The organism is uncultured Polaribacter sp., from assembly GCF_947503855.1.
Lineage (GTDB): Bacteria > Bacteroidota > Bacteroidia > Flavobacteriales > Flavobacteriaceae > Polaribacter.
In genome coordinates this window covers 107,923-121,205 of sequence record NZ_CANNFF010000001.1, presented here as the reverse complement: position 1 = coordinate 121,205, position 13,283 = coordinate 107,923, and the positions used below count along the sequence as shown (strand labels likewise).

The window sequence follows — 13,283 nt, the reverse complement described above, 5'->3', positions numbered from 1 at the left end:
TTTTAGAAAAATAAATTACCCAATTTCAGGTAGGGTAGCATTCCCAAATTTAGCTTCTACTTCATCAAAAGCGCTAAAAACATCCTTTGGATCATCAGAAGTTACCATTTTTAATCTATATTCTTTAAAATGAGGAATTCCTTTAAAGTAATTGGTATAATGTCTTCTAGTTTCTACTACACCTAAATGTTCTCCCTTCCAATCAATAGCCATTTGTAAATGTCTTCTGGCAACAGCTGTTCTTTCTGTAATGGTTGGTTTTGCTAAATGTTCTCCTGTTTTAAAAAAGTGTTTTACTTCGTTAAAAAACCAAGGATATCCAATAGCAGCTCTACCAATCATAGCACCATCTAAACCATATTTATCGCGCATTTCCATGGCTCTTTCTGGTGTGGTAACATCACCATTACCAAAAACAGGAATGTGCATTCTTGGATTGTTTTTTACAGCAGCAATAGGTTTCCAATCTGCATCGCCTTTGTACATTTGTGCACGTGTTCTACCATGAATTGAAATGGCTTTACAACCCACATCTTGCAAACGTTCTGCAACTTCTACAATTCTTATAGAATCGTGATCCCAGCCCAAACGTGTTTTTACGGTAATTGGCAAATTGGTATGTTTTACCATAGCTTCTGTAAGAGAAACCATTAAATCGATATCTTTTAAAATACCTGCACCAGCACCTTTAGAAACTACTTTTTTTACAGGACAACCAAAATTAATGTCAATTATATCTGGATTCGATTTCTCAACAATCTCAATTGTTTTTAGCATCGAATCTAAATTAGCCCCAAAAATCTGAATGCCAACAGGACGCTCTTTTTCGTAGATATCTAATTTGATCACACTTTTGGCAGCATCTCTAATCAAACCTTCAGAAGAAATAAATTCTGTATACACAACATCTGCACCATTTTCTTTGCACAAAGCTCTAAAAGGTGGGTCAGAGACGTCTTCCATAGGTGCTAATAATAATGGAAATTCTGGAAGTTGGATATTGCCTATTTTTGCCAAAATATTTTTTTTAAAAGTTAATTTCTTTTTCTAAAGTTTCAGAACCTCTTTTAACTACCGCTTTTGTTTTGTCTCCTTTTTCAAAAACAGATAGAGCACGCATGTAACTCATCATATTGGTTACTATACTATCTCCTAACTGTATTACAATATCACCTTTTTGTAAACCCGCTTTTTGTGCAGGTTTGTCTTCAGAAATGCCATCAATTCTCATACCCTGACCATCAAATAAATAATCTGGTATTACCCCCAAACCAACTTTAAAACGCGGAGTTTCTTCACTTTCGTTTTTTGTTTTTCTAAAAGTAAGTTTTCCATTATCATCCAAATCTGTAATTACGTTAAAAATGTATTTGCTAATGGTTTCCATTCCTTTATAATTTAGTTTTTCAGAATCGTCACTAGGCTTGTGGTAATCTTCATGCTGACCCGTAAAAAAGTGCAACACAGGGATGTCTGCTAAATAAAAACTAGTATGATCACTTGGGCCCACACCAGATTCTTGCTGAATTAATTTAAAATTATTGTTGTGCGATTTTAAAACCTGTTTAAAAATGGGCGAAGTTCCTGTACCGTATACAGCCAAGGTACTATCTTTTTTTAACCTACCAACCATATCCATATTAATCATATAGGATACTTTTTTGGTATCTATTGTTGGGTTTTTAACAAAGTAATTAGAACCTAAAAGTCCCATTTCTTCTCCAGAAAAAGCCATAAATAAGTAATTGTTACTAGTATTTTTCTTTCTTAATTTGGCAGCTAAATTTAGCAGAATAGCAACACCAGATGCATTATCATCTGCACCATTGTGTACTGCTTTAATAGAATCTCTGTATAAAGAACCTTCGCCACCAAAACCTAAATGATCATAATGTGCGCCAATAATTACCGTATTTTCTGCATTGTTATTTAAAAAACCAATTACATTATTTCCTGTAATGGTTCCGTCTCCATTTACATCAAATTTAACATCATCATGTGGATTTGTTTTTGGCTTAAATGTAAAGGGTTGTAAGTATTTTTTTGTTCCCTTAGGTTGTAATTCTAGTTCTATAAAACGATTAGAAATATAGTGGGCTGCTTTTTTTTCTCCTTCAGTTCCTGTCTGTCTTCCTTCTAAAGCATCAGAAGCTAAAAAAGAAACATCTTCTTTAATGCGTTCTTCTTGGTTAATAGTTGATTTACAAGAAAATAAAATTGATAAAAAAACTAGAAATAGAATGTTTCTCATAACGATAAATATTATTTTTACAAAGTTAATTAATAAAAACAGAAAATGAGAATTCTTTCTACACTACTAATCGCCTTTTTATTACTTTCTTGTAAAAACAATAAAAAATCAACTGAAACCAATATTACAGAAAAGCTTGTAAACAAAAACCCTTTAATTTATCCAGAAGAAACACACTTTAAAAGCTTACGTCAGGTAACTTTTGGGGGCGATAATGCAGAGGCATATTGGAGTTTTGATGATAAACAATTGGTATTTCAATCGAATTATAAAAACTGGAATGTTAGTTGCGATCAAATGTTTTTAATGAATGCAGATGAGAACTTTAAAGACAAAATGCCACCTATGATTTCTACAGGAAAAGGACGTACAACTTGTGCGTATTTTTTACCAGACAACAAACATATTATTTATGCATCTACACATTTGGTAGATGAGAATTGCCCAGAAGTACCTTTGCGAAAAAACGGAAAATACATTTGGCCTGTATATAATAGTTTTGACATTTTTGTAGCAGATTTAGAAGGGAATATTGTAAAACAATTAACCAATGAAAAAGGCTATGATGCTGAACCGACAGTGTCTCTAAAAGGCGATAAAATTGTATTTACATCAACCAGAAGTGGAGATTTAGAATTGTATACCATGAACATTGATGGTACAGATGTAAAACAAATTACAGATGAGTTGGGTTATGATGGTGGTGCATTTTTCTCCCCAGATGGTACAAAAATTATCTTTCGTTCTTCTAGACCAAAAACCAAAGAAGAAATTAAAGCTTACAAAGATTTGTTAGCAGAAGGTTTGGTAGAACCTACAGAAATGGAATTGTATATCTGTAATGCAGATGGTTCAGAATTACGTGAATTAACAGATTTAGGCAATGCCAATTGGAGTCCGTTTTTTCATCCTTCAGGAAAAAAAATATTATTTTCTTCTAATTTTGAAGCAGAAAGAGGCTTTCCTTTTAATTTATATTTGATAGATATTGATGGGAAAAATTTAGAAAGAGTAACACATGGAGAAACGTTTGATGCTTTCCCTGTATTTTCTAATGATGGCAAAAAGTTGGCTTTTTCGTCAAACAGAAACAATGGTGGTGGGCGTGATACAAATTTATTTATCGCAGAATGGCAAGATTAATTTTAATTACTTAACTTAAGCCATCAACCAAAAAAAAATAAATATGAGCATAAAAGTAGATGTTTTAAGAAAAATTAGAATTTTAATTACCAATCAATTTGATTCACCAGAAGAAGCTTTTCGTTTTTTTGATTCTGATGAAGATGCCAGATTAAACAAATTTGAAATTAAAAAAATGCTAAGAGCAGCAGAAATAAATGGTTTTATCTCTGGTTTTGTAGCAAATGAATTATTAAAAGGCCATGATACAAATAGTGATGACACCATAAATTGGGAAGAATTTAAAGTTGCTATTGCAGAACTAGAAAGAGATTTATAAGTTTTTATTAAAAATAGATACCAAAAAGTACAATGAAATCCATTGTACTTTTTTTGTTTGTAAAGGGTGGTAAATACCATATCTTTGCGAATTGAAAGTAGTTAGAAAACGAAGTATGAAAAACATTAGAAACTTTTGTATAATCGCACATATAGACCATGGTAAAAGTACTTTGGCAGACAGATTGTTAGATTATACAGGTTCTGTAACTGAACGAGAAAAGCAAAATCAGTTATTAGATAATATGGATTTGGAGCGCGAACGTGGCATTACCATAAAATCGCACGCCATTCAAATGGATTATGAGTTGGATGGAGAAAAATATATTCTTAATTTAATAGACACTCCAGGTCACGTAGATTTTTCTTATGAAGTTTCACGTTCTATTGCAGCTTGTGAAGGCGCTTTGCTAATTGTAGATGCGGCTCAAAGTATACAAGCACAAACCATTTCTAACTTATACTTGGCTTTAGAGAATGATTTAGAAATTATTCCTGTTTTAAACAAGGTAGATTTACCAAGTGCAAACCCAGAAGAAGTAACAGATGATATTGTAGATTTATTAGGTTGCGATCCAGAAGAAGTTATTCACGCAAGTGGTAAAACAGGTTTTGGTGTAGATAATATTTTAAAAGCAATTATAGAAAGAGTTCCTGCACCTAAGGGAAACCCTGATGCACCTTTAAAAGCCTTAATTTTTGATTCTGTTTACAATTCTTACAGAGGTATAGAAACCTATTTTAGAGTTATTGATGGTTCTATCAAAAAGAATCAGCAAATAAAATTTATGGCTACAAACAAAGAGTACAATGCAGATGAAGTAGGTACTTTAAAATTAACGCAAGTTGTTAAAAAAGAAATAAAAACTGGAGATGTTGGTTACTTAATTACAGGTATTAAAACAGCAAAAGAAGTAAAAGTAGGAGATACTATTACCGATTTTGAAAAGCCAACTTCAGATTTAATAGATGGTTTTGAAGATGTAAAACCAATGGTTTTTGCAGGTATTTATCCGGTAGATACAGAGGATTACGAAGAATTGCGTAGTTCTATGGAAAAACTACAATTAAATGATGCTTCTTTGGTGTTTCAACCAGAAAGTTCTGCAGCGCTAGGTTTTGGTTTTAGATGTGGTTTCTTAGGCATGTTGCACATGGAAATTATACAAGAACGTTTAGAGCGAGAGTTTAACATGACTGTAATTACTACAGTACCTAACGTGTCTTATTATGCGTACACCAATAAAAACCCAGACGAAGCAATAATTGTAAACAATCCATCAGATTTACCAGAACCAAGTAAATTAAATAGAGTAGAAGAGCCTTTTATAAAAGCTTCTATTGTAACAAAATCTGATTTTGTTGGGCAGGTTATGAGTTTGTGTATCGAAAAACGTGGGCAAATTATAAACCAAACCTACTTAACTACAGAACGTGTAGAGTTAATTTTTGAAATGCCTTTGGCAGAAATTGTATTCGATTTTTACGACCGATTAAAAACCGTTTCTAAGGGTTATGCTTCTTTCGATTATCATCCAATTGGTATGAAAGAATCTAAATTAGTACGTGTAGATATTTTATTAAATGGAGATACTGTAGATGCACTTTCTGCATTATTACATACAGATAATGCCTATACCATTGGTAAAAAAATTGTAGAAAAATTAAAGACTTTAATTCCAAGACAGCAGTTTGATATTCCAATTCAGGCAGCAATTGGTGCAAAAATTATTGCTAGAGAAACAACCAAAGCCTTACGTAAAGACGTAACTGCAAAATGTTATGGTGGAGATATTTCTAGAAAACGTAAACTGTTAGAAAAACAGAAAAAAGGTAAGAAAAGAATGCGTCAAGTAGGTAATGTAGAAATACCACAAGAAGCATTTATGGCGGTTTTAAAATTGAATGATTAGAAAAATAATCAAGATTTTAGAATTAAGATAAAATATATAATTTAAAACCTTTTTGAGCAATCAAGAAGGTTTTTTTTGAAGCTATTTCCTGCTTTCCATTATATCTTTTTATACAGAAACGAGTTCAGCATAAAAAGGATGCCATTTCAATCAGGGCTAAATTTGTTTGTTAGCTCAATTTTTTTAGAAACATAAGTGTTTTTTATAAAAAAAACTAACCCTCTAGCCATTTTCTAAAATTTCATGTTCATTAAACAAATATATTAATTACTGTCATTAATTCTGTTTTCTTCATCTCTATTCCTATTACGTTTAGATTTTTTCTTACCAAACTTAGAACCAAAACTATACACCATTCTTAATTGAATATTTTGTCTAGAGCCATTACTTTCTACTGCAGCAATACCATTACCATAATCTATATTACCTACAAAACCTCTGTTAAGCATTTTATTAAAACCTAAATTTACTTTTAACTTATCATCTAAAAACTTTTTTCCAAAAGAAAAATCTAATTCTGTTAACCAATCTACCTCAATTTGTCCTTCTAAAGCACCTGTACCATAATTTCCACTTACTTCAAAATTCACATCCCAAGGCAATTGATAACTTGCTTGTAAAAACCAAATTAAGTTCCATTTATTTAAATCTACATTATATGTAGAAGACTTAAAATCGGTATTGGTAACAATAATACCAGTGTAACCTTCCAATCCTTTTACAAAATTTACGGGTGCAAATAGTCTAAAGTTCCAATTAGCATTATTTTCTACATTTACTTCTTGCTGTCGTATTTGTGCTGTAGAATTATCTTGTTTTATCAATTGAAAAATAACATCGTCTGTTTTGCTATAACCTACTGTAAAAAAAGGTTGTCCTTCGTAGGTTAAATTAAATTGATAATTATTTGTGTAAGAAGGTGTTAAATTGGGATTTCCTTCACCTGCAGAAAACGGGTCTAAAAATTGTTGAAAAGAGTTTAAACTGTTGTAAGAAGGTCTTTGTATTCTGTAACTATAAGAAATACTTGCGCCTAAAACCTCTGTTAATTCTCTACTTAAAGAAGCGCTTGGAAATAGTTTTTTAATGGGTCTTTTCTGAACTACAGTTTTTAAAACTCCGTTCTCTAAAAAGGTTGAAGTTCCATCTGTGTTACTATCTTCGTAACGCAAACCACTAGAAAAAGACCATTTTCCCATTTTTGCATTTATTTTTCCATAAAAAGCCAATATGGTCTCATCTATTACAAAGCGACTACTTGCTTCGTTAACTTTGTCAAAATTCCCAGAGTTGTTTTCTTCAAAAGTTTGTAAGTCGTTGTCTGTTTTTACATCTGCAAACCTAGAACCTGCGCTTATTTTTAAATTGTCTGAAATGGTTTTTGTATAATCTGCCCTATATGTTTTTATATTATAAGTTCCATCTTGTATATATCTTCTGTCTACAAAAGAAATTGTACTTCCAGCAACATCATATAATGTATTTGTGTTATCATTAGTAAAATCAACATAATTAAAATCTAAAACTAATTTATCTTTTTCTGTTTTGTATTCGTAATATGGGTTGATATTAAAAGTTTCTCGATCTCTATTAAAATAGTTTTCAGAAAACAATGTATTTGTAGTATTTACATCAGAAATAATGGTTTCGCTTTTTGAAGTTCTTGTAGATTTTCTGGTGTTTAATCTACCTCCAATACCTATAGAATGGTTTTTTGCTATGTAATAATCTAAACTACCAGCAATGCTAAAATTATCTGGATCGTAAGGTTCTCTTGTAGCTTGATTGTAAGTTTCTCTTCCTACTGTTCTCATTAAAAATAAATCGTCTCTCCAAGTTGGTTGCGAGTAATTTACGCTTGTTTGCCAATTTAATTTGTTTTTATAACTGGCAATAGAAAAACCAGATCCCCACTCAAAACCTTGGTCCTCACCAATCCAAGAGTTTACAGCGCCATGTGTACCTAAACGCACATTTTTCTTTAATATAATGTTGATGATAGCACCTGCACCAGAAGCTTCATATTCTGCACCAGGTTGTTCTACTACTTCTATTTTAGAAATATTATCTGCAGGAAAATCTCTTAAAAGCGTTTCAACATCCATATATTCTGTAGTTTTACCATTTATAAGGATTCTTACACCACTATTACCAGCAATTGAAATGCCATTATTAGTTACTAAAACACCTGGTATTTTTCGCATTACATCTTGCAGATTGGTGTTAATCATTTCCGATTTTTCTAAATCTACAATTAGTTTTTCTGCAGTTTGTTTAATTACGGGTCTTTTACTTTTAATTACTACTTCATTAAGCGTCTGGCTTTCTTCTTTTAAAGTAAAGTTGAAGGTTTTATTGCTACTTAAATCAAACTCTTTTACTTTTTGAGTTTCGAAACCCAACATAGAAATTTCTAGTTGATACTTTCCTGAAGCAAGGTTTTTAATTTCGTAAAAACCAGTATCAGTAGAAACAGTTCCTTTTGGGGTTGCTTTACTACCAATTTTATACAAAACAACATTTGCAAAAGTTAAAGGATTATTTTCTGTATCTATTATTTTACCAGAAATAGTATGCTGTGCATTTATTGTTAAAACGTTAATAAAAAAGATCAATAGTAATGTTGTTAAAAATTTCATTTTGGTTGATGTTTTAATAATACACTGTAAAAGTGCCTTGTTTGTTACAAGAAAAAAATTAAAATCTGACGAACTGGGATATTTTACCGACGAATAAACTTTTTTTTCTTACAAAGTACAGACGCTTAAAAACCTAAAAAGGTTTACTGAAAAGAATTAAAACTGAAGTTTTTATTAAAAAAAGAAAAGATGAAAAATGAATAAAAGAGACCATAATAAGGTACGTAGCCAATTTCTATTCACAAGAAGTTGTAAAGTGTTTTGTGTTATTTTTTCTTCTGAAATTTTAAAATGTAGCGGAGCAAAGCCCCAAAAAGTAAAAATCCACAAAAATAAAACGATACTAAAATACGGTAAACTAAAAGATAGTGATTTGTAAAATAAAGCTAAAAAAGCAAATGCTAACTGACTTGTCATTAAAGGAATAACAATAATTGCAATGCTATGGGTGTATTTTTTATGCCATAAAAATAAGTTGTCTTTGTTAAAAAATAAAAAACTAGGATACACTATTAATTGCACCATCCAAATTAAAATAACCAAACCAGCATCTATTAAAAGAGCTATTAATTCTATTTTATCCCAATAGTTTTCCATTTAATTATTCTTTAAAAGCATATTTTTTTAGCATTTCTAAAGAAGTATATTGTAAAGATTTTTTGTGTGTTGCTTCTAAAATTATAAAAGGAGCTTTGCCTGCTTTTTCTGCTTCTAACCATCTAGAAATACATAAACACCATTTGTCTCCAGGTTGTAGTCCTGGAAAATTCCAATGCGGCATTGGGGTCATTAGGTTATTTCCTCTGGAGGCAGAATACTCTAAAAACTCTTTAGTAACTATAGCACAAACAGTGTGTGTACCATAATCATCTGCGGTTGTTTTACAAAATCCATCTCTAAAATAACCCGTTAATGGTTGGTAACAGCAACTTTGTAATGATGTATTTAGTACGTTTAAATCCAATTAGTAATCATTATATCGGTAAAGGTACAAAATGTATCACCTTTTTAAAAAGAGAAAATACTCCAATTAAAATTGCAGTATTTTGTACACTAAAAATTTATTATTTACTAATCTAAAAAATATTAATCTCTACCACTTAAAATTTGCAATCCCCAATATAAAAGCATTGCTAAAGAACCTAAAGCAGCTACCAAGTAGGTTCTTGCGGCCCATTTAAGAGCATCTTTAGAACTAGCATATTCTTCTTTAGATACCATGTTTTTGTTTTTTAACCAAGCCAAAGCCCTGTTACTTGCGTCATATTCTACAGGCAAGGTTATAAAACTAAATAATGTTGCAAAACCCATACAAACCAAACCAGCAATAGCTATATAAAAACCAATGCTAGTAGCGCCAGAAGCAGCACCTAAAATTAATCCACCAATTACTAACCATTGAGAAAATTTAGAAGTAACACTTACAATAGGTACTAATTGAGAACGCATACTTAAATAACTATAGGCTTTTGCATGTTGAACAGCATGCCCAACTTCGTGCGCAGCCACAGCAGCTGCTGCTGCATTTCTTTGGTTGTAAACAGCTTCACTTAAATTTACAGTTTTGTCTTTTGGGTTGTAGTGGTCTGTTAATTTACCAGGAGTAGAAATTACTTTTACATCAAAAATACCATTGTCTGCCAACATTTTTTGAGCAATTTCTGCACCAGACATTCCGTTTCTTAACTGAGTTTGAGAGTATTTTTTAAATTTACTTTTAAGTTGATTGCTAACCAGCATGCTCATTAAAGAGATAACACCAATTAAAATATAGAAACCTATCATAATTTATAAATTTTTAAATTGTATTTCGTTTTTTGTTTGATAAATTTACAACATAAAGTATTCCATTTTATTTATAAATGCTTTTTTTTGATGTTTTTTCTGCTGAAACATTAAAATTTAATAGAATATTTAGAATTTAATGACAAAATGACAAACAAGCCCAACATACTCATCATATATACAGGAGGTACCATTGGTATGGTTAAAGACTATAAAACAAATGCTTTAAAAGCTTTTGATTTTAGTGAGATTGTACAAAATATACCAGAATTACAGCAATTAAACTGTAATATAAAGAGTATTTCTTTTAAAGAACCTATAGATTCTTCTAATATGAATACACAATATTATATTGATATTGTAGAGATAATAGAGTCTAATTACACAAAGTTTGATGGTTTTGTTATCCTTACAGGTTCAGATACCATGTCTTATATATCTTCTGCGGTAAGTTTTATGTTAGAAAACTTACAAAAACCTATCATTTTTACCGGTTCTCAATTACCCATTGGAGATATAAGAACAGACGCAAAAGAGAATTTAATTACCTCTATAGCAATTGCCTCTGTTAGAAAACAACATCAACCTTTAATTAAAGAAGTATGTTTATATTTTGAGTATAAATTATATAGAGCTAATAGAACAACAAAAATTAGTGCAGAACACTTTGAAGCTTTTGCATCGATGAATTACCCTGCACTAGCAGAAAGCGGGGTGCATTTAAAGTTTAATGAAGCGTTATTATTCAAACCAACAGAAAAAGACAAACCTCTAATTGTTAGAAAAAATTTGATATCAGATGTGGTAATTTTAAAATTATTTCCTGGAATTACAAAAGCAACTGTAGAGGCAATTTTAAGCATACAAAATTTAAAAGGGGTTATTTTAGAGAGTTATGGTTCTGGTAATGCACCTAATGAAACCTGGTTTATCGACTTACTTAAAAAAGCCATAGCAAAAGAAATTAAAGTTGTAAACGTAACCCAATGTTCTGGAGGCAGTGTAATTTTAGGTCATTATGATACTAGTGTAAAATTAAAAAAAATAGGTGTAATTAGTGGTTTAGATATAACAACAGAATCTGCGGTTGCAAAATTAATGTACTTGTTAAATGAAGATTTATCTTTAGAAATGTTTAAATACCACTTTCAAAAATCATTAAGAGGAGAAATTACTAAAAAATAGTTTTTATTAAAATTATACATCTAGAAAAAAAAACATTATTTTTACATAAAATAGATTAAATTTTTTTGAGGGACAACATTTTTTTTGTTACTTGCCACTCCATTTCAAAGAAAAAAAATTAAAATTAAATTGATATATTTTTATTTAATTTGAAATGAAAATTTATATATTTAACCCGTTAACTATTAAAAATTAATTATAACAAAGATGAAAAAAGTAGTAAATGTCCTATCTGTAACAGGATTAATGTTTTTTGGAGCTATTCAATCAACTTTCGCACAAGAAGCAACTGAAGAATCAAGAACTTTCCACCAAGAGTTAAAACTTCGTTTTATTGAGGGTGACCCACAATTTATGGGAATTGTATTAGTAGCCTTAATATTAGGTTTAGCCATAGCAATAGAAAGAATTATTTATTTAAACATGGCAACTACAAATACTAAGAAATTAGTAGCAAACGTAGATGATGCTTTAAGTTCTGGTGGTGTAGAAGCTGCAAAAGAAATCTGTAGAAATTCTAAAGGGCCTGTAGCATCTATTTTTTATCAAGGTTTAGATAGAGTAGATGAAGGTGTAGATGCAGCTGAAAAAGCAGTAGTTTCTTATGGAGGAGTACAAATGGGTCTTTTAGAGAAAAACGTATCTTGGTTATCATTATTTATTGCATTAGCACCAATGTTAGGTTTCATGGGAACTGTAATTGGTATGATTGATGCCTTTGATAGAATTGCGGTTGCAAATGATATTTCTCCAGCAGTAGTAGCAGGTGGTATTAAAATCGCATTATTAACTACAGTATTTGGTTTAATTGTTGCAATTATTTTACAGATTTTTTACAACTATATCGTTTCTAAAATCGATAGCATTGTAAACAATATGGAGGATGCTTCAATTCAATTAATAGATTTATTAGTAAAATATAAAAAATAATAAGACAAGATGAAAAGCAATAAAATTTTAAATATTTTAATTGCAGTCATCGCCATTATAGGAGCATTTCTTTTCATAAGAATATTTATGGAGGATGCTGATCTTTTAAAAGAAGATGGTGACTTGCAAAATAAAGTAATTAGTCCAATAATTTATTTCTCTACTTTCTTGTTCTATGCAGCAGTAGTAATAGCAGTATTACTATCTCTATGGAGTTTGATAAGAAATCCGCAAAACCTTAAAAAAACTTTACTTGGCATTGGTGTTTTAGCTGTTGTTTTAATAATAGCTTACGTGATGTCTGATACTCAAGCAGTTTTAGATACACAAGGTGTTGTATTAGAAGGAGGAGAAGAAGGATCTACAACTAATAAATGGGTTGGTACAGGTATTCTATACAGTATTATACTTGGTGGAATAGCATCGCTATTTTTTGTATACGATTTAGTTAAAGGATTAATAAAATCATAAAATTATGGCAAGAAGAGAGAATCCAGAAATTAATGCAGGTTCTATGGCAGATATTGCTTTCTTGCTATTAATTTTCTTTTTAGTAACTACCACTATGAATGTAGATTCTGGTATTTCTAAAAAGTTATCAGAAAAACCACCACCAGATTATGTACCTCCAATTATTAAGGAGAAAAACATCTTCGAAGTAAATATTAATAGAAATAACGAACTTCTTGTAGAAGACGCTCGTATGGAAATTAAAGAATTAAAAGAAGCTGCAAAAGCTTTTATAGATAATGGTGGAGGTGAAGGAAAAGTAGAAAATGGTATAGCAACTGGTCCTTGTACGTATTGTAAAGGAGAAAAGAGTGAATCATCTTCCGATCATCCCAACAAAGCAATTATTTCTGTACAGAGTGATAGAGGTACTGATTATGGTACCTACTTAAAAGTACAAAATGAACTTTTAAAAGCTTATACAGAATTACGTAATAGGTTGGCAATGGAGCGTTATGGCATATCTTTTGATGAGCTAGAAGAAGCATATAAGAAAGCAAGAACTGACGAGTCTTTAAAGAAGAAAGTTGAAGATATAAAATTAGCATATCCTCAAATTATTTCTGATGCTGAACCAACGTCTGCTAATTAATTTAAAAATATAATAAT

Annotated in this window: 13 protein-coding genes; 7 read left to right on the top strand and 6 right to left on the bottom strand. The window is 30.7% G+C overall.

What is annotated here, in order from left to right; all coding sequences use genetic code 11:
- Positions 1-15 precede the first annotated feature (15 nt).
- The gene (gene dusB, locus Q0662_RS00445) at positions 16-1,017 is read right to left on the bottom strand and encodes a tRNA dihydrouridine synthase DusB (protein ID WP_298945939.1); all 1,002 of its coding nucleotides are present in this window, start codon (positions 1,015-1,017) and stop codon (positions 16-18) included.
- A gap of 10 nt (positions 1,018-1,027) precedes the next feature.
- Positions 1,028-2,251, bottom strand: coding sequence for a M28 family peptidase (locus Q0662_RS00440; protein ID WP_298945937.1), 1,224 nt, complete (start codon positions 2,249-2,251; stop codon positions 1,028-1,030).
- A 45-nt stretch (positions 2,252-2,296) separates the two neighbouring features.
- Between Q0662_RS00440 and Q0662_RS00435 the strand changes: the two genes are divergently transcribed.
- The 3 genes from Q0662_RS00435 to lepA all read left to right on the top strand — a co-directional run bounded on the left by Q0662_RS00435 (position 2,297) and on the right by lepA (position 5,625).
- Complete coding sequence (locus Q0662_RS00435; RefSeq protein ID WP_298945935.1) at positions 2,297-3,394, top strand: hypothetical protein; 1,098 nt, start codon at positions 2,297-2,299, stop codon at positions 3,392-3,394.
- Between the two features lie 43 nt (positions 3,395-3,437).
- Positions 3,438-3,713 (top strand): EF-hand domain-containing protein, encoded by a 276-nt coding sequence (locus Q0662_RS00430; protein WP_298945933.1) that lies wholly within the window; start codon positions 3,438-3,440, stop codon positions 3,711-3,713.
- 115 nt (positions 3,714-3,828) lie between these two features.
- Positions 3,829-5,625 (top strand): translation elongation factor 4, encoded by a 1,797-nt coding sequence (gene lepA, locus Q0662_RS00425; RefSeq protein WP_298945931.1) that lies wholly within the window; start codon positions 3,829-3,831, stop codon positions 5,623-5,625.
- A 263-nt stretch (positions 5,626-5,888) separates the two neighbouring features.
- On the opposite strand, the gene Q0662_RS00420 is transcribed toward lepA, so the two are convergent.
- From Q0662_RS00420 to Q0662_RS00405, 4 genes are all read right to left on the bottom strand, one after another.
- Positions 5,889-8,264, bottom strand: a complete 2,376-nt coding sequence (locus Q0662_RS00420) for an outer membrane beta-barrel protein (protein ID WP_298945929.1) — start codon at positions 8,262-8,264, stop codon at positions 5,889-5,891.
- A gap of 174 nt (positions 8,265-8,438) precedes the next feature.
- Entirely contained in the window at positions 8,439-8,861 is a 423-nt protein-coding gene (locus Q0662_RS00415) for a hypothetical protein (RefSeq protein ID WP_298945927.1), read from the bottom strand.
- 4 nt (positions 8,862-8,865) lie between these two features.
- On the bottom strand, positions 8,866-9,228 hold the full coding sequence (locus tag Q0662_RS00410) for a DUF2237 domain-containing protein (protein ID WP_298945925.1): 363 nt from the start codon (positions 9,226-9,228) through the stop codon (positions 8,866-8,868).
- Positions 9,229-9,350: 122 nt separating this feature from the next.
- Positions 9,351-10,049 (bottom strand): zinc metallopeptidase, encoded by a 699-nt coding sequence (locus Q0662_RS00405; protein ID WP_298945923.1) that lies wholly within the window; start codon positions 10,047-10,049, stop codon positions 9,351-9,353.
- A gap of 147 nt (positions 10,050-10,196) precedes the next feature.
- On the opposite strand from Q0662_RS00405, the gene Q0662_RS00400 reads away from it, so the two are divergent.
- From Q0662_RS00400 to Q0662_RS00385, 4 genes are all read left to right on the top strand, one after another.
- Entirely contained in the window at positions 10,197-11,234 is a 1,038-nt protein-coding gene (locus Q0662_RS00400) for an asparaginase (RefSeq protein ID WP_298945921.1), read from the top strand.
- A gap of 207 nt (positions 11,235-11,441) precedes the next feature.
- Entirely contained in the window at positions 11,442-12,164 is a 723-nt protein-coding gene (locus Q0662_RS00395; protein WP_298945919.1) for a MotA/TolQ/ExbB proton channel family protein, read from the top strand.
- Between the two features lie 9 nt (positions 12,165-12,173).
- Positions 12,174-12,635, top strand: a complete 462-nt coding sequence (locus tag Q0662_RS00390) for a hypothetical protein (RefSeq protein WP_298945918.1) — start codon at positions 12,174-12,176, stop codon at positions 12,633-12,635.
- A gap of 4 nt (positions 12,636-12,639) precedes the next feature.
- A complete protein-coding gene (locus Q0662_RS00385; RefSeq protein ID WP_298945916.1) occupies positions 12,640-13,266 on the top strand; it encodes a biopolymer transporter ExbD in 627 nt (208 codons plus the stop codon).
- Positions 13,267-13,283 lie beyond the last annotated feature (17 nt).

Excerpts from the sequence above, each read along its gene's own strand:
- Q0662_RS00440 (WP_298945937.1), bottom strand. The coding sequence starts at position 2,251 with ATGAGAAACATTCTATTTCTAGTTTTTTTATCAATTTTATTTTCTTGT.
- Q0662_RS00435 (WP_298945935.1), top strand. The coding sequence starts at position 2,297 with ATGAGAATTCTTTCTACACTACTAATCGCCTTTTTATTACTTTCTTGT.
- Q0662_RS00430 (WP_298945933.1), top strand. The coding sequence starts at position 3,438 with ATGAGCATAAAAGTAGATGTTTTAAGAAAAATTAGAATTTTAATTACC.
- lepA (WP_298945931.1), top strand. The coding sequence starts at position 3,829 with ATGAAAAACATTAGAAACTTTTGTATAATCGCACATATAGACCATGGT.
- Q0662_RS00420 (WP_298945929.1), bottom strand. The coding sequence starts at position 8,264 with ATGAAATTTTTAACAACATTACTATTGATCTTTTTTATTAACGTTTTA.
- Q0662_RS00415 (WP_298945927.1), bottom strand. The coding sequence starts at position 8,861 with ATGGAAAACTATTGGGATAAAATAGAATTAATAGCTCTTTTAATAGAT.
- Q0662_RS00405 (WP_298945923.1), bottom strand. The coding sequence starts at position 10,049 with ATGATAGGTTTCTATATTTTAATTGGTGTTATCTCTTTAATGAGCATG.
- Q0662_RS00400 (WP_298945921.1), top strand. The coding sequence starts at position 10,197 with ATGACAAACAAGCCCAACATACTCATCATATATACAGGAGGTACCATT.
- Q0662_RS00395 (WP_298945919.1), top strand. The coding sequence starts at position 11,442 with ATGAAAAAAGTAGTAAATGTCCTATCTGTAACAGGATTAATGTTTTTT.
- Q0662_RS00390 (WP_298945918.1), top strand. The coding sequence starts at position 12,174 with ATGAAAAGCAATAAAATTTTAAATATTTTAATTGCAGTCATCGCCATT.
- Q0662_RS00385 (WP_298945916.1), top strand. The coding sequence starts at position 12,640 with ATGGCAAGAAGAGAGAATCCAGAAATTAATGCAGGTTCTATGGCAGAT.